Genomic DNA, 15,389 nt, shown 5'->3' on the forward strand with positions numbered 1-15,389 from the left:
ATTATGAAAATCATCATTCAACGAGTCAAGAAAGCCCAAGTGATTATCGAAGGTCAGGTTCATGGGAAAATCAATCAGGGACTTTTATTACTGGTCGGTGTTGGCCCAGAGGACCAAGAGGAAGATCTGGACTATGCTGTGAGAAAGCTCGTCAACATGCGGATTTTTTCTGATGCAGAAGGCAAGATGAATCTGTCTGTCAAGGATATTGAAGGAGAAATCCTTTCTATTTCCCAGTTTACCCTCTTTGCAGATACCAAGAAAGGCAATCGTCCAGCTTTTACAGGTGCTGCCAAGCCGGATATGGCAACTTCCTTCTATGATACTTTCAACCACAAGCTAGCTCAGGAAGTACCTGTTCAGACAGGTATCTTTGGAGCGGATATGCAGGTGGAGCTGGTTAATGATGGACCAGTCACCATCATTCTTGATACTAAAAATAGATAAGAAAACCAAGCCAGCTGGCTTGGTTTTTGTTTATAGACACTCCCATAAAGAGGTATGTTTGTTGTAAAAGTCGGGATAGTTTTCTCTTAGGTGGCTAGCCGTTATATAATATAAAGTAGAATGACAACCAGTGACGATTGGCATAAGAGAGGAAAGTCGCTGAGAACTAGCGAAGGTTAAAAGGACAAATAATAGAAAATCGCTGATGAGCACCCCTAAATAGTAGAGGCGAATTTTTTTGTTCATCTGAGGATAAATCTCAGAGAAATGTTTTTTGAGTCGGAAGACCAAGCGAGATAGCAGTAGTCCCTGAGCAAGGATGAAAATAAAACCAGAGAGCATGAGCCAGCCCAAAGCTGTCTCATGTCTTGTGATAAAAAATGCTAATAGTAGCAAATCGCAGAGTGCAATGGCTGCAAAATGGATTCTAAAGAGTTTTTTCATAGGAAGACCTCCCTCTTTTATCTAGCTTCATTCTACACCAAACAAATGGGACTTACAAGCAAAATAATAAAAAATCCCTGAAAGAAGTTTCTTTCAGGAATAAGGGCTTAGTTGATTTTTTCGACATAGAGTTGTTTGGCGATATCGATGCTAACTTGGAGATCTTCACCTCTGTTGACCAGTGTAAAGGTATTGGAAAAATTATCAAATTGCTTGACCTGGACTTGGTCATCGATATGAATTTCATGCTTTTCTAGATATTTGAGTAGATCAAAGCTATCATGAACGCGAGTCAGGAGATAGGTGCCGGCTTCTTTGGCATCTGCTAGAGGTAGGTTGTTGATTTCAACCAAGAGCTCTCCCTTAGCTGGGATGGTTCCTCCGTGGGGGCAGGTTTTAGGGAAGCCAAGCAGTTTATCCAGTCTCTCTACGAAGAGGTCGGATACAGTGTGCTCTAGGACTTCAGCTTCCTCGTGGATTTGATCGCTGGTATAGTCGAGATGGTGAACTAGAAAGACCTCAATCAACCGGTGTTTGCGATAGAGCTCGGAGACTAGTTTGAGCCCAATATCTGTCAATAGATAGCCATTCTCCTTGTCCTTGAGGATGAGATTTTCACTTTTCATGCGTTTGATCATCTCTGTTACGGCAGGTGGAGAGACTTGCATACGGGTAGCAATTTCCTTATTGGTGATTTTCTGCATCTCCGTACCGATTTCATAAATACATTTTAGATAGTCTTCTTTATTTGGCGTCATTCGTTTCCTCTTGTCTTTTCTCTCCATCTAGTATATCAAAAAAAGCTAGATTTCTCTAGCCTTCTGCCCTAATGGCTTTGATTTTAGTCCAGTTCTTTCACTGCAGCAATAGCAGCTTCAAAATCTGGTTCCGTGTTGATGTTGTCAACGTATTCTACGTAACGGATGACATTGTCAGTATCGAGAACAAAGACGGCACGTGCAAGGAGATGCCACTCGTTAATCAAAAGGGCATAATCGCGCCCGAAAGAATGGTCAAAGTAGTCTGATAGCATGATGGCATTGTCAAGACCTTCAGCCCCACACCAGCGTCCTTGGGCAAATGGTAGGTCCATAGAAACGGTAAGAACGACGGTGTTGTCAAGGTTGGCAAGTTCTTGGTTGAATCGACGTGTTTGCGTTGAGCAGACACCAGTATCGATAGAAGGGACAACACTCAAGACTTTTTTCTTTCCATCAAAGTCAGCTAGCGTTTTTTTAGAGAGATCGGTTGTTGTAAGAGAAAAGTCAAGTGCCTTGTCTCCGACTTGCAGTTGTTTACCTGTAAAAGTTACAGGATTTCCGAGAAAAGTGGTCATGAAACTACTCCATTCTTTTTTCTTTTATTTTACCGAGAATTGTCAGATTTTTCCAATGATTTGACCGGAAATTAAGTGATAAAAAAACGCCCATTCACGTGAGAACGACGTTTTTTAGTGGATTACTTAGACAAACCTTCAGCAATCTTGTCAAGGTTGTATTTCATCATGCTGTAGTAGCTGTCGCCTTCTTTGCCTTCTTCAGCGATTGAGTCAGTAAAGATTTGTGCGTAGATTGGGATGTTTGTGTCTTGTGAAACAGTCTTCATTGGACGGTCATCGACACTTGATTCAACAAAGAGTGATGGAACTTTTGTTTGGCGAAGTTTTTCAACCAAGGTTTTGATTTGTTCAGGAGTACCTTCTTCTTCCGTGTTGATTTCCCAGATGTAGGCACTTGGAACACCGTAGGCTTTAGAGAAGTATTTGAAGCATCCTTCGCTGGTTACGATGAGTTTCTTTTCAGCAGGGATATTGTTAAATTTCTCTTTGGCTTCCTTGTCCAGTTTGTCTAGTTTTTCAGTATAGTCTTTGAGATTTTTTTCGTAGAATTCCTTGTTGCTAGGGTCCTTGGCAATGAGCTGTTTAGCAATATTTTTAGCATAAATCATCCCATTTTCAAGGTTGAGCCAAGCGTGTGGGTCTTCTTTGCCTTTCTCGTTTTGGCCTTCAAGGTAGATGATGTCTACACCGTCGCTAACTGCAAAGTAGTCTTTGTTTTCAGTTTTCTTGGCATTTTCGACCAATTTGGTAAACCAAGCATTGCCACCTGTTTCAAGGTTGATACCGTTATAGAAAATCAAGTCAGCTTGAGAAGTTTTCTTAACGTCTTCAGGAAGTGGTTCGTATTCGTGTGGGTCTTGACCAACAGGAACGATACTGTGAAGATCAATCTTGTCACCAGCGATATTTTTGGTAATATCAGCGATAATTGAGTTTGTAGCAACAACTTTTAGTTTTTGACCAGAAGTAGCATCTTTTTTTCCGCTAGCACATGCTACAAGTGCAATAACGGAAAGAAAGAGTACAAGCAATGTACCTAATTTTTTCATTAGATTCCTCCAGAAAGGGTCTCCCCTTATTTATTGATTTTTTTATGTTTCAGTTTCAAATATCGTTGTTTTGGAGCGATAAAGAAGCTAATGAGAAAGAAACTGGCAGATGTGAGCACGATGCTCGATCCTGCTGCGAGATTGAAGCTATAGCCGATAAAGAGTCCCACAACAGAAGCTAGAGCTCCTAGACTTGATGAAAGGAAAATCATGCTCTTTAGGCTATTAGCGTAAAGATAAGCCGTCGCAGCTGGGGTGATTAGCATAGCCACGATAAGAATGGTTCCAACACTTTGCATGGCGGTGACGGACACAAGGGTCAAGAGCACCATGAGCAGATAGTGGTAGAAATTGACAGGCATTCCCATGGCTTTAGCCAGGAGCTCGTCAAAGGATGTAATCAATAGTTGTTTAAAGAAAATCCCGATAATCAAGAGAATGATTGCCCCCACACCAATGGTAATCCACATATCCATGTCTTGGACAGCGAGGATATTCCCGAAAAGGATATGGAAGAGGTCTGTCGAACTCTTGGCAACACTAATCAAGATGACACCTAGGGCTAAGAAAGATGAAAAGGTAATACCAATGGCAGTGTCACTCTTGATGATAGAGTTTCCCTTGATATAGGTAATGATGATGGAGGCCATCAAGCCAAAGATAATGGCTCCAATAAAGAAATCAATTCCCAGGATAAAGGAAAGGGCTACGCCGGGCAAAACTGCGTGAGAGATAGCATCTCCCATGAGAGACATCCCACGTAGGATGATAAAACATCCCACAGCTCCAGCAACCACTCCGATGACTATAGCTGTTATCAAGGCGTTTTGTAGGAAATGGAAATGTTGCAATCCATCGATAAATTCTGCTATCATAGGTCACCTCCATTGAAAAAGAGTTTGCTACCGTAGGCCTTCTTAAGATTGGCTTCGGTAAAGGTTTCTTTAGTTGGGCCAAGGTCTATTAATTCTCGATTGAGAAGCAAAACTTGGTCGAAATAATGGGGGACTTTGCTGAGGTCATGATGGACGATGAGAACTGTTTTACCAGCTTTTTTAAGGTCTCTCAGCGTATTCATGATAATCTCTTCACTAACCGAGTCAATCCCGACAAATGGCTCATCTAGAAAGATGTAGTCTGCCTCCTGCACTAAGCAACGGGCAATCAACACACGTTGGAATTGTCCTCCTGAGAGCTGGCTGATTTGGCGATCAGCATAGTCTGAAAGTCCAACGATTTCAAGTGCATCTGCCACTTTTTTCCAGTGGCTGGCTTTTAAGGTGTGAAAGAGTGGGATGGATGGATAGAGTCCCAGAGAGACGCATTCCTTGACCTTGATAGGGAAATTGTAGTCGATATGGATTTTTTGCTCGACATAGGCAACTCGATTTAAAGATTTCTTGACTTCTTTATCGTCGAGAAAGGCCTGACCTTCATGTGGGATAATTCCCAACATACCTTTTAATAAAGTTGATTTTCCAGCACCATTTGGACCAATAATTCCGGTAATAGTTGGTCCGTGGAGCACTAGTGAAATATCCTTTAGTGCCAGCGTTTCTTTGTAGGAGACACTGAGGTTTTCGATACGTATCATACAGTTGTATTCCTCCTATCTTTTAATATACCTTAAAAAAAAAATTAAGTCAAGTTAATTTTTAAAAAATTTAATAAAATAACAATAAAATGAAAGATACAAGAAATTTATTTTTGATTGCATTCCCTAGATTTTTTTGCTAAGCTAGGAATAAGTGAAAAAATGAAAGCGAGAACAAGATGACACGTTATCAAGACGATTTTTATGATGCAATCAATGGCGAGTGGGAAAAAACAGCTGTTATTCCAGCTGACAAATCTCGAACAGGTGGTTTTATTGACCTTGATGAGGAAATTGAAGAGTTGATGCTGGCGAATACGGACAAGTGGTTGGCAGGTGAAAAAGTCCCAGAGGATGCCATCCTCGCAAACTTTGTTAAGTACCATCGTATGGTACGTGATTTTGACAAGAGAGAAGCAGATGGGATTAATCCTGTTTTGCCAATGCTCAAGGAATACCAAGATTTGGAGAGCTTTGCAGATTTCACCAGCAAACTGACAGAGTTTGAACTAGCAGGGAAGCCAAACTTCCTTCCATTTGGAATATCACCAGACTTTATGGATGCCAGAACCAATGTTCTCTGGGCCAGTGCTCCAGGAACTATCTTGCCAGATACAACCTACTACGCTGAAGACCATCCTCAGCGTGAGGAGTTGTTAGGTTTGTGGAAGGAAAGTACTACGAATCTTCTCAAAGCCTATGATTTTTCAGATGAGGAAATCGCAGATTTACTAGAGAAACGATTGGAATTGGACCGTCGCACTGCGGCTGTAGTGCTTTCTAACGAAGAAAGTTCAGAATATGCCAAACTCTACCATCCATACGCTTATGAAGATTTCAAGAAATTTGCCCCTGCACTTCCATTGGATGATTTCTTCCAAACAGTTCTTGGACAAACTCCAGATAAGGTTATCGTAGACGAGGAACGTTTCTGGCAAGCAGCAGATCAATTTTATAGTGAAGAAGCGTGGCCTTTACTCAAAGCAACCTTGATTTTGGGTGTGGTCAATCTCTCAACCAGCTACCTCACAGACGAGATTCGTGTCTTATCAGGTGCTTACGGACGTGCCCTTTCAGGTGTGCCAGAAGCACAGGACAAGGTCAAGGCAGCTTATCACTTAGCCCAAGGTCCTTTCAAGCAGGCTCTTGGTCTCTGGTATGCGCATGAAAAATTCTCCCCAGAAGCTAAGGCTGACGTAGAGAAAAAAGTAGCGACTATGATTGACGTTTATAAGGAACGCTTGGCCAAGAACGACTGGCTCACGCCTGAAACGCGAGATAAGGCCGTTGTCAAACTCAATGTCATCAAGCCTTATATCGGTTATCCAGAGGAATTGCCAGAACGCTACAAGGACAAAGTAGTGGATGAAACTGCCAGTCTCTTTGAGAATGCCCTAGCCTTTGCGCGTGTGGAAATCAAGCACAGCTGGAGCAAGTGGAACCAACCGGTTGACTACAAGGAGTGGGGTATGCCAGCTCATATGGTCAACGCCTACTACAATCCTCAGAAGAACTTGATTGTCTTCCCAGCTGCCATTTTACAGGCTCCATTCTATGACTTGCATCAGTCGTCTTCTGCCAACTACGGTGGTATTGGTGCTGTTATTGCTCACGAGATTTCTCACGCCTTTGACACAAATGGTGCGTCCTTTGATGAAAATGGTAGTCTCAAGGATTGGTGGACAGAGAGTGACTATGCTGCCTTTAAAGAAAAAACGCAGAAAGTTATCGACCAGTTTGATGGGCAAGAATCTTACGGTGCAAGAATCAACGGAAAACTAACTGTATCAGAAAATGTTGCCGACCTAGGAGGAATTGCTGCAGCCCTTGAAGCTGCTAAGAGAGAACCAGACTTCTCTGCTGAAGAATTCTTCCACAACTTTGCTCGTATCTGGCGCATGAAAGGTCGTCCTGAGTTGATGAAACTCATGGCCAGTGTCGACGTGCACGCGCCTGCCAAACTCCGTGTCAATGTGCAAGTGCCAAACTTCGATGACTTCTTTACAACTTACGATGTCAAAGAAGGCGATGGTATGTGGCGTTCACCAGAGGATCGTGTGATTATTTGGTAAGATAAAAACCAAGGAAATTATCCTTGGTTTTTTGCTTGCTAGAAAAAGGGATTAAAAGTCTTTTCGTGAGCGATAGTCGTAGCTGGACCATGCCCAGGGTAGACATCGTAGTTAGGAAGGGTGAAGAGTTGAGTTTGGATACTATGGAGGAGTTGTTCCGTGCTACCTGTAGGAAGATCGGTCCGTCCGATGGTTTCTCGGAAAAGAGCATCACCCGTCAAGACTAGATGGGCCTCAGGAAAAACGAGGGAAACACCTCCGATAGAGTGCCCTGGGGTTGGTAGAACTGTAAAACGAAATTCCTCAAGCTGGTATTCCTCGTGAAAGACAAAGGTGTGTTCTGCTGGTTTTGCGACCACATCTGCCATATCATCGTGACGAGGGAGACCAGAGAGATTATCTACAGGTGTATAAAGCCAAGAAGCTTCACTCTCTGCTACATAAACAGGGGGATTTCCAAAAGTATCTCTGACCAAGTCCAGACTCATAATGTGGTCGTAGTGGGTGTGGGTCAGGAGAATCGCACAAACTGGTTTGTTGATTTTCTCAATAGTCTTGCGAATAGCTTCCCAATGGCTACCTGGGTCAACCACAATTAAGTGTTGATCCCCTTCTAGATAATAAGTATTTTCATAGGCAACGGGATTCACGGTTTTATGGATTTTCATACTGGCTCCAATCTCAAAGAATGTACTAAACTAAGTATAGCATAGAAGAGGATACTTAGGGTATCAGAAAGTCTTTTTCGTGTCTTGACGATTTTTCCAAGCCTGGTATCGGGTGTCAATCAAGAGTTGGGTTAAGCGCCCCATGGTTTCTCTTTCTTCGGGAGTGAGGGATTGAGCTTGGACAAAGAGTTGATGAATGTGTTCAATGACCTTGAAGGAAGAAAGATCGTTGATAGAGGAGATGCCTGCATCGAGAATGATTCCGAAAAAGAGGTCGAAATAGAGTTGTAGTTCCTCGTCAGGGACTGTTTCAACCCATTCCTTGAAGGTTGTATCGACTTGCTGACTATCACTATTGGTCTCGTCCAGTTGGACAAAGTGTTTGTCTTCAACCTGCCAACTAAAGGTATCGTGCTGGGCGATGCCACCCAAGGCAGTACTTCGAACAACGATTTTTTTATCCGGAATTTCCAGCATCATCCCGATGATAGAACCTTGTGGGATAAATACTTTTGTTCTGTCTATCATGTTTTGATAGCCTAGTGTTTCGGTTAGTTCCTTGTGAAGCCCAGGTGCATCAAAAGTATAGACAGCGATAATGTTTTTCTGCAAGTTTGGATCAAGTTGACTGGCAGCATAGACAGCTAGATTGCCCCCTTTTGAGTGTCCTGCTAGGATAACCTTTTGGTTAGGATGTTGGGCAAAAAAGTCCTCTAAATACTGGAGGGCATGTTTTTGAGCTGGGATTTCCTTCATATAGGTCATATGGAAATCTTCTTTCCAACCAATGATGCTGTCATCCGTTCCACGAAAAACAAGCAAATAGGTATCGAGACTGATACGATAAGTCATGGCTGCAAACTGTTTCTGCAATTCAGGATCAATATCGTTGATAAATTCTGAGAGCTTGCAATTTTTAAATCGTTTGTGTTGAGCGAGTTGATCCAATAACTGGAGACGGTTTTTATTGGTCAGCATCGTCGTGTCTCTAGGAATTTGAGGTGCAAGATCTATGAGGCGCTTTGGTTCTTGGGTGACTACATCATCAAAAGCAAGGTAGGTTAATTCAGTCAAGGCAAGAACATCTAACTCGTTCACGGAGAGGTCATAAAAGGAATCGTATGCTACATCATTGAGGTAGTCAAAAATATTGGCCATAAAAGCTCCTTTCTCTATATTTATCCTATCACATTTATCTAGAATTAGCTAGTAGGCTTACTAGATTTTGCTATACTGCTAGCGAGATGGTTTAAATACAGGTTTGCGTTTTATCCATAGGGAAAATCTGTTATAATAAGAACAAAGGAGGAGCGCATGCACAAGATTTTACTAGTAGAAGACGACCAAGTTATTCGGCAACAAGTGGGGAAACTGCTCTCTGAATGGGGCTTTGAGGTCGTTTTGGTAGAGGATTTTATGGAGGTATTGAGTCTTTTTGTTCAGTCAGAGCCTCATTTGGTCCTCATGGATATTGGCTTACCTCTTTTTAATGGTTACCACTGGTGTCAGGAGATTCGCAAGATTTCTAAGGTGCCTATCATGTTTCTGTCTTCGAGAGATCAGGCTATGGATATCGTCATGGCAATCAATATGGGAGCGGATGACTTTGTGACCAAGCCTTTTGACCAGCAGGTGCTCCTTGCCAAGGTTCAGGGCTTGTTGCGCCGTTCCTATGAGTTTGGGCGAGATGAAAGTCTGTTGGAATATGCGGGTGTAATCCTCAATACCAAGTCTATGGATGTGCATGTCAATGGCAAAGCTATCAGCCTAACCAAAAATGAATTTCAGATTTTACGAGTTTTATTCGAGCATGCAGGAAATATCGTAGCGCGTGATGATTTGATGCGAGAACTCTGGAACAGTGACTTTTTTATCGACGACAATACCTTATCTGTTAATGTCGCTCGCTTGCGCAAGAAACTGGAGGAAGAAGGTTTGATTGGTTTTATTGAAACCAAGAAAGGGATAGGGTATGGACTGAAACATGCTTGATTGGAAACCATTTTTTCTAGCCTATCTGCGTTCTCGCAGTCGCGTTTTTACCTATATTTTTTCATTAGGCTTTCTCGTCCTTCTCTTTCAGTTTTTATTTGCTAGTTTAGGAACTTATTTTCTTTATTTCTTTCTGCTCAGTAGTTTTTTGACCTTCTTATTTTTGGCTTGGGACATGTTCGCGGAAGCTCAGGCTTACCGACAGGAAGTTCTCTATGCTGAGAGAGATCCCAAGTCTCCTCTGGAATGTGCGCTAGTTGAAAAACTCGAAGAGCGTGAGTCTGAATTGTATCAAAAGAAGTCGGAAGCGCAGAGCAAGCTGACGGATTTGCTTGATTACTACACCTTATGGGTTCACCAGATCAAGACGCCCATTGCGGCAAGCCGTCTCTTGGTAGCAGAGGTCTCTGATCGTGAGGTTAAGCAGCAGCTGGAACAGGAAATCTTTAAGATTGACTCCTATACCAACCTGGTTTTGCAGTACCTACGTTTAGAGAGCTTCCACGATGATTTGGTCTTTGAAAAGGTTCAAGTGGAGGACTTGGTCAAGGATATGGTTCGTAAGTACGCACTTTTCTTTATCCAGAAGGGACTAACAGTCAATCTACATGATCTCGACAAAACTATCGTGACCGATAAGAAGTGGCTGTTGGTCGTCATTGAACAAATCCTCTCAAACAGTCTCAAGTACACCAAGGAAGGTGGGCTAGAGATTTCTATGGAGGGTCAGGAGCTCTGTATCAAGGATACGGGGATTGGGATTAAAAACAGTGATGTGCTCCGAGTCTTTGAACGTGGTTTTTCAGGCTACAATGGCCGTTTGACCCAGCAATCATCTGGACTTGGCCTCTATCTATCCAAGAAAATTTCTGAGGAACTGGGCCACCAGATTCGTATCGAGTCTGAGGTTGGGATAGGAACAACCGTACGGATTAAATTCACTGAAGTGAAGCTTGTTATTGAGTAAGAATAAATGAGAAAAAGCCTCCGATTGGAGGCTTTTATGCTAGGTTTTTATTTCTCAACACGAGATTTGTTGGCGATATCAGCAAGGATTGCTGCTACAAACTCATCTACTGGGACAGTTTGTGTTTCTTTTTGGCCATAGCGACGAACGTTGACAGTTACGTCTTCCATTTCCTTATCACCAACGATCAATTGGTAAGGAATCTTGCTAGTTTGTGAAGCACGAATCTTGAACTGCATTTTTTCATTGCGCTCATCTACGTCTGCACGGACACCACGGTCACGGAGTTTCTTAGCAACTTCCCAAGCGTAGTCCACGTGTTTTTCGTTGGAAACTGGGATGAGGGTTACTTGGTGTGGTGCCAGCCATGTTGGGAAGGCACCCTTGTAGTTTTCAATCAAGATAGCTGTGAAGCGTTCCATAGTTGAGATAACCCCACGGTGGATCATAACTGGACGGTGCTCTTCACCATCAGCTCCGATGTATTTGAGGTCGAAGCGTTCTGGAAGCAAGAAGTCAAGCTGGATAGTAGAAAGGGTTTCTTCTTTACCGAGGGCAGTTTTAACCTGGATATCCAATTTTGGTCCGTAGAAGGCTGCTTCACCTTCAGCTTCAAAGTAGTCCAGTTCCATATCATCCATAGCTGCTTTCAACATGCGTTGTGCATTTTCCCACATCTCATCGTTGTCAAAGTATTTGTGTTTATCTTCAGGATCACGGTAAGACAAGCGGAAACGGTAATCTGTCAAATTAAAGTCTTCATACACGTCGATAATCAATTGAAGAATTTTCTTGAATTCTTCCTCAATTTGTTCTGGAGCTACAAAAGTATGACCATCATTTAGGGACATTTCACGTACACGTTGAAGGCCAGTAAGGGCGCCAGATTTTTCATATCGGTGCATCATGCCAATCTCAGCGATACGGATTGGTAATTCACGGTATGAGTGTACATGGTGTTTATAAACTTCGATATGGTGAGGACAGTTCATTGGGCGGAGGACAAACTCTTCACCGTCTCCCATGTCCATAGTTGGGAACATATCTTCACGGTAGTGATCCCAGTGACCAGAAGTTTTATAGAGTTCCACTGAGGCAATTGGTGGAGTGTAGACGTGTTGGTAGCCTGCAGCGATTTCCTTGTCGACAATGTAGCGTTCCAATTCACGACGGATGGTCGCTCCGTTTGGTAACCAGAATGGTAAACCTTGTCCGACTTCTTGTGAAATCATGAAGAGGTCAAGCTCTTTACCGAGTTTACGGTGGTCACGTTCCTTGGCTTCTTCACGCATTTGAAGGTAGTTCTTCAAGTCTTTTTTGTCAAACCAAGCTGTACCGTAGATTCGTTGCATCATCGCGTTGTCGCTATTTCCACGCCAGTAGGCACCAGCTACGTTGAGCAGGTGGAAGATTTGGATACGACCTGTTGATGGGACGTGAGGACCACGGCAGAGGTCTACGTATTCGCCCTGACGGTAGATAGTCAAACCACCTTCGTCTTCTGAGTGTTCTTCAATCAATTCTAATTTGTAAGGGTCGTTCTTGAAGATTTCACGGGCCTCGTCTTTAGTTACTTCTTCACGGATTGACGGGAAGTTTTCTTTGACGATTTTCTTCATTTCTTCTTCGATACGAGGAAGGTCCTCGTTAGAGATTTGACCAGCAGTATTGTCTGTATCGTAGTAGAAGCCGTCTTCGATAGCTGGACCGACACCCAAATGAATGTCTGGGAAAAGGCGACGAGCTGCTTGGGCGAACAAGTGAGCCGCTGAGTGGCGCAAGATTGGAAGGGCATCTTCGTGATCAGGTGTCACGATTTCGATGCTCCCATCTTCAGTGATAGCACGAGTCGTGTCGATGAGTTTGCCGTTAAATTTACCAGCGAGAGCTTTTTTAGCTAGGGAATTGCTGATAGATTGGGCAATTTCAAAAGTTGTGACGCCAGATTCGAATTCACGAACAGCGCCATCTGGGAAAGTAATCTTAATCATGGTTTTCTCCTTAAATATTTATTCTATTTTTGTTGGACAATTTTAAGAGCCGAGCAACTTCTTCCGCAGTCTGATTTTCTGGTTGACTACCATCTGTTACGAGACTAGAATAACCTAATTTCATCGCTTCCTTACGAACCATTTGAGCAAAAAGAATGTCTCGTTGCATCCAGTTTTCAAAAGCTTGCTCAGGGTTGGTTGTACCCTCTAAGACATAAGGAACCCATTCTCTCTGTCTATAATGCTTTTTTTGAAAATCAGCTGTCGGAGTCAAGCATAGATAGGAAGACGCTGGACATTCAAGCTTCTTTACCAAGTGAGGCAAAAGTCCTGCTCCCTCCACCAAGATAGGTCTGTTTTGATTTTTTATCAAGTAAGATTTTACATAAGGAAAAATCTTACTTGATAAAAGCGCCATTCTTCATCTGCCATCTCTTCTGGATGTCTCATCCAGATTTGTTCCGGATTTCTATCCTGCCTAAGAAGGCAAATTGGCTGTGAGTCTGCACTTGCTTGACTCACCATCTCGTCTACTAAATCATCCAATTTGATATGAAGTAGTTGATACTGCCTTGCAAGAAGAGAGACAATTGTTGACTTTCCACTACAAGGCGATCCGCCAATCATATAAAGCATCGTTCTTCCTCCTTCTGACAAATCAAAAAGCGACATCCTAAAAGGACGTCGCAACGTGGTTCCACCTTCATTTATGTTCCTCAAAAAGAGGGACACCTCAGATTGGCTTTAACGTAGCCACCGTTTTATGTTTGCATAAAAATCAGTAGAGTAGTATCAGTTTAGGCTTTCTATGCGTTTCCAGCAACCACGCACTCTCTAGTAGAAAGGGACTAAGTGACTTGTCTCTATGCATTATTATAGCATGATTGCGAGAATTTTCAAGGTTTTTGTATAATTTTTTTGTTTTTCTCTCTTTGGAAGACATGCTTGATCCCCATGCCAGCAGTCAATCCAAGTAGGGCAAAGAGTTCATAGGCTAGGAAGTAAAGCAGGATGAACTCACCAAAGGTGATGATGGTAAAGCAAAAGACCAGACCAATACCGAGTAGCCACCAAAGTGAGAAATGAAATCGATAGCTATAAAGTAGCGATACGATAAAGGTTACTAGGGGAGAAAAGAGGAGAATGTTATAAATGTAAAGTCCCTTCAGCGTATAAGAATCAGATATCAGCAGTAAAAGCAACTCATAGAGGGGCCAGTAAAAGATGAAAATGACAAAGTAGTATGGAATATACTTAAGATATTTCCGCATGGCAATAGTCCTCCAATCTACAAAAATTGAGAGATGTTGAAGACCACATAATCCTAAATGAAGGGGAACTCTCTATTTATATTATAGCACGTATTGGAAGCCTTTACAAGTTAATCCAGTGAGTATCGATAGTGCTCTTTTTGAGTGTTTTCTGCTATAATACTAACAAAAGAAGTAAGAGGAAAAGAGGAGAAAGAATGACCAAAATAGCAGTTCTTTCAGACATACATGGGAATACGACAGCCCTGGAAGCTGTACTGACTGATGCTAAAAAGGCAAATGTAGATGAGTACTGGCTTTTGGGGGATATTCTTATGCCAGGAACAGGACGTGAAAGGATATTGAATCTTTTAGCGGCTTTGCCTATTACTGTAAGAGTTCTTGGTAATTGGGAGAATAGTCTCTGGAGAGGCTTGCATCGTAAGCTAGATTTAACAAAAGCTAGTCATCGCTACCTCCTACGTCAATGTCAGTATATATTAGAAGAAATCAGCCCTGAAGAAATCGAAGACCTCCACAATCAACCCATGCAAGTTCATCGTCAGTTTGGTGATCTGACGGTAGGAATCACTCACCATCTCCCTGATAAAAACTGGGGTAGAGAATTAATCCATACGGGAAAACAAGAAGATTTTGATAGATTAGTGACGAATCCACACGCCTCCATCGCAGTTTATGGTCATATCCACCAACAGTTGCTTCGTTATGGAAGTGATGGACAGTTGATTCTTAATCCAGGGTCCATTGGACAACCCTTCTTTCTAGATGCGAAGTTGCGTAAGGACCTGCGGGCCCAGTATATGATCTTAGAGTTTGATGAAGCAGGTTTGGCTGATGTTGATTTTCGTCGAGTGGATTATGATGTAGAAGCTGAATTGCAGTTGGCTAAAGATTTAAATCTCCCCTATTTCCAGGTCTATTATGAAAGTTTGGTAAATGGGATTCACCACACTCATAACCAGGAACTTCTGTATGAGATTGCTCAAAAACAGGGGCATGATATTGAGTTGTATGAATGGTTAGATAGTAGTAATGATTGACATGACATCAAAAAGGGGTATAATGAGTATGAGAAGAGAGATGATGAGAATCTCAGGTGAAAGGGGAACAAAATGCAAATTTCAAGTCGATTTACCATTGCGACCCATATGCTAATTATCATTGCTATAAAGGGCCAGGAAAGTAAGGTGACCAGTGATTTTCTCGCAGCTAGCGTTGGAGTTAATCCAGTCATTATCCGTAAGACTTTGTCGCAACTCAAAAAAGCAGGATTGATTTCAGTTGCGCGTGGGACGGGCGGTACCGAGATTATAAAGGACCTCCAAGATATTAGCCTTTTTGATGTGTATCAGGCTGTCGAATGTCTAGGAAAATCTGGTAAACTCTTTAGTTTCCATGACAATCCCAATCCTAACTGTCCAGTAGGGGCTAATATTCATAAGGTCTTGGATCAGAAATTGCTGGATATCCAAGTAGCTATGGAAAATCAACTTCGTCAGATGAGTCTGGCTCAGGTTGTGGCAGATGCAGAAGCAAGAATAGCAAAATAAGAGGG

Annotated in this window: 16 protein-coding genes and 1 pseudogene; 6 read left to right on the forward strand and 11 right to left on the reverse strand. The window is 42.4% G+C overall.

The window, feature by feature from the left end:
* Positions 1-3 precede the first annotated feature (3 nt).
* Positions 4-447 (forward strand): D-aminoacyl-tRNA deacylase, encoded by a 444-nt coding sequence (gene dtd / locus EKB01_RS05990; RefSeq protein ID WP_167266081.1) that lies wholly within the window; start codon positions 4-6, stop codon positions 445-447.
* A gap of 30 nt (positions 448-477) precedes the next feature.
* Here the strand turns inward: dtd and EKB01_RS05995 are convergent, their stop codons facing one another.
* From EKB01_RS05995 to EKB01_RS06020, 6 genes are all read right to left on the reverse strand, one after another.
* Entirely contained in the window at positions 478-891 is a 414-nt protein-coding gene (locus EKB01_RS05995) for a hypothetical protein (RefSeq protein ID WP_167266084.1), read from the reverse strand.
* A gap of 107 nt (positions 892-998) precedes the next feature.
* Positions 999-1,649 carry a metal-dependent transcriptional regulator gene (locus EKB01_RS06000; RefSeq protein WP_167266086.1) on the reverse strand — a complete coding sequence of 217 codons (651 nt, stop codon included), beginning with the start codon at positions 1,647-1,649 and terminating at the stop codon, positions 999-1,001.
* An 83-nt stretch (positions 1,650-1,732) separates the two neighbouring features.
* Positions 1,733-2,227, reverse strand: a complete 495-nt coding sequence (tpx, locus tag EKB01_RS06005) for a thiol peroxidase (protein WP_000206541.1) — start codon at positions 2,225-2,227, stop codon at positions 1,733-1,735.
* 122 nt (positions 2,228-2,349) lie between these two features.
* Positions 2,350-3,279 (reverse strand): metal ABC transporter substrate-binding protein, encoded by a 930-nt coding sequence (locus EKB01_RS06010; protein WP_000733081.1) that lies wholly within the window; start codon positions 3,277-3,279, stop codon positions 2,350-2,352.
* 26 nt (positions 3,280-3,305) lie between these two features.
* On the reverse strand, positions 3,306-4,154 hold the full coding sequence (locus EKB01_RS06015; protein WP_084937391.1) for a metal ABC transporter permease: 849 nt from the start codon (positions 4,152-4,154) through the stop codon (positions 3,306-3,308).
* The gene (locus EKB01_RS06020; protein ID WP_167266089.1) at positions 4,151-4,873 is read right to left on the reverse strand and encodes a metal ABC transporter ATP-binding protein; all 723 of its coding nucleotides are present in this window, start codon (positions 4,871-4,873) and stop codon (positions 4,151-4,153) included. The genes EKB01_RS06015 and EKB01_RS06020 overlap by 4 nt, the downstream gene beginning before the upstream one ends.
* Before the next feature lie 179 nt (positions 4,874-5,052).
* On the opposite strand from EKB01_RS06020, the gene EKB01_RS06025 reads away from it, so the two are divergent.
* Positions 5,053-6,945, forward strand: coding sequence for a M13 family metallopeptidase (locus EKB01_RS06025; protein WP_167266092.1), 1,893 nt, complete (start codon positions 5,053-5,055; stop codon positions 6,943-6,945).
* Positions 6,946-6,983: 38 nt separating this feature from the next.
* Here EKB01_RS06025 and EKB01_RS06030 read toward each other — a convergent pair whose 3' ends face one another.
* Together EKB01_RS06030 and EKB01_RS06035 are read right to left on the reverse strand one after the other, a co-directional pair.
* Complete coding sequence (locus EKB01_RS06030) at positions 6,984-7,613, reverse strand: MBL fold metallo-hydrolase (protein WP_109289713.1); 630 nt, start codon at positions 7,611-7,613, stop codon at positions 6,984-6,986.
* A 63-nt stretch (positions 7,614-7,676) separates the two neighbouring features.
* Positions 7,677-8,771 carry a DUF2974 domain-containing protein gene (locus EKB01_RS06035; protein WP_167266095.1) on the reverse strand — a complete coding sequence of 365 codons (1,095 nt, stop codon included), beginning with the start codon at positions 8,769-8,771 and terminating at the stop codon, positions 7,677-7,679.
* A gap of 156 nt (positions 8,772-8,927) precedes the next feature.
* On the opposite strand from EKB01_RS06035, the gene EKB01_RS06040 reads away from it, so the two are divergent.
* On the forward strand, positions 8,928-9,605 hold the full coding sequence (locus EKB01_RS06040; protein ID WP_167266097.1) for a response regulator transcription factor: 678 nt from the start codon (positions 8,928-8,930) through the stop codon (positions 9,603-9,605).
* Positions 9,598-10,572 carry a sensor histidine kinase gene (locus EKB01_RS06045; RefSeq protein WP_167266100.1) on the forward strand — a complete coding sequence of 325 codons (975 nt, stop codon included), beginning with the start codon at positions 9,598-9,600 and terminating at the stop codon, positions 10,570-10,572. Before EKB01_RS06040 ends, EKB01_RS06045 begins: the two co-directional genes overlap by 8 nt.
* A 47-nt stretch (positions 10,573-10,619) precedes the next feature.
* Here the strand turns inward: EKB01_RS06045 and thrS are convergent, their stop codons facing one another.
* From thrS to EKB01_RS06060, 3 genes and pseudogenes are all read right to left on the reverse strand, one after another.
* Positions 10,620-12,563, reverse strand: coding sequence for a threonine--tRNA ligase (gene thrS, locus EKB01_RS06050; protein ID WP_045617546.1), 1,944 nt, complete (start codon positions 12,561-12,563; stop codon positions 10,620-10,622).
* 10 nt (positions 12,564-12,573) lie between these two features.
* Positions 12,574-13,199, reverse strand: a pseudogene (locus EKB01_RS06055) (AAA family ATPase).
* A gap of 260 nt (positions 13,200-13,459) precedes the next feature.
* Entirely contained in the window at positions 13,460-13,834 is a 375-nt protein-coding gene (locus tag EKB01_RS06060; protein WP_167266103.1) for a hypothetical protein, read from the reverse strand.
* 197 nt (positions 13,835-14,031) lie between these two features.
* Between EKB01_RS06060 and EKB01_RS06065 the strand changes: the two genes are divergently transcribed.
* Both EKB01_RS06065 and EKB01_RS06070 read left to right on the forward strand, forming a co-directional pair.
* The gene (locus tag EKB01_RS06065) at positions 14,032-14,874 is read left to right on the forward strand and encodes a metallophosphoesterase family protein (protein WP_167266106.1); all 843 of its coding nucleotides are present in this window, start codon (positions 14,032-14,034) and stop codon (positions 14,872-14,874) included.
* 72 nt (positions 14,875-14,946) lie between these two features.
* A complete protein-coding gene (locus EKB01_RS06070; RefSeq protein WP_007517712.1) occupies positions 14,947-15,384 on the forward strand; it encodes an Rrf2 family transcriptional regulator in 438 nt (145 codons plus the stop codon).
* Positions 15,385-15,389 lie beyond the last annotated feature (5 nt).

It is taken from the genome of Streptococcus sp. CCUG 71758 (genome assembly GCF_011714815.1).
Classification (GTDB): Bacteria; Bacillota; Bacilli; order Lactobacillales; family Streptococcaceae; genus Streptococcus; species Streptococcus halitosis.

Excerpts from the sequence above, each read along its gene's own strand:
- dtd (WP_167266081.1), top strand. The coding sequence starts at position 4 with ATGAAAATCATCATTCAACGAGTCAAGAAAGCCCAAGTGATTATCGAA.
- EKB01_RS05995 (WP_167266084.1), bottom strand. The coding sequence starts at position 891 with ATGAAAAAACTCTTTAGAATCCATTTTGCAGCCATTGCACTCTGCGAT.
- EKB01_RS06000 (WP_167266086.1), bottom strand. The coding sequence starts at position 1,649 with ATGACGCCAAATAAAGAAGACTATCTAAAATGTATTTATGAAATCGGT.
- tpx (WP_000206541.1), bottom strand. The coding sequence starts at position 2,227 with ATGACCACTTTTCTCGGAAATCCTGTAACTTTTACAGGTAAACAACTG.
- EKB01_RS06010 (WP_000733081.1), bottom strand. The coding sequence starts at position 3,279 with ATGAAAAAATTAGGTACATTGCTTGTACTCTTTCTTTCCGTTATTGCA.
- EKB01_RS06015 (WP_084937391.1), bottom strand. The coding sequence starts at position 4,154 with ATGATAGCAGAATTTATCGATGGATTGCAACATTTCCATTTCCTACAA.
- EKB01_RS06020 (WP_167266089.1), bottom strand. The coding sequence starts at position 4,873 with ATGATACGTATCGAAAACCTCAGTGTCTCCTACAAAGAAACGCTGGCA.
- EKB01_RS06025 (WP_167266092.1), top strand. The coding sequence starts at position 5,053 with ATGACACGTTATCAAGACGATTTTTATGATGCAATCAATGGCGAGTGG.
- EKB01_RS06030 (WP_109289713.1), bottom strand. The coding sequence starts at position 7,613 with ATGAAAATCCATAAAACCGTGAATCCCGTTGCCTATGAAAATACTTAT.
- EKB01_RS06035 (WP_167266095.1), bottom strand. The coding sequence starts at position 8,771 with ATGGCCAATATTTTTGACTACCTCAATGATGTAGCATACGATTCCTTT.
- EKB01_RS06040 (WP_167266097.1), top strand. The coding sequence starts at position 8,928 with ATGCACAAGATTTTACTAGTAGAAGACGACCAAGTTATTCGGCAACAA.
- EKB01_RS06045 (WP_167266100.1), top strand. The coding sequence starts at position 9,598 with ATGCTTGATTGGAAACCATTTTTTCTAGCCTATCTGCGTTCTCGCAGT.
- thrS (WP_045617546.1), bottom strand. The coding sequence starts at position 12,563 with ATGATTAAGATTACTTTCCCAGATGGCGCTGTTCGTGAATTCGAATCT.
- EKB01_RS06060 (WP_167266103.1), bottom strand. The coding sequence starts at position 13,834 with ATGCGGAAATATCTTAAGTATATTCCATACTACTTTGTCATTTTCATC.
- EKB01_RS06065 (WP_167266106.1), top strand. The coding sequence starts at position 14,032 with ATGACCAAAATAGCAGTTCTTTCAGACATACATGGGAATACGACAGCC.
- EKB01_RS06070 (WP_007517712.1), top strand. The coding sequence starts at position 14,947 with ATGCAAATTTCAAGTCGATTTACCATTGCGACCCATATGCTAATTATC.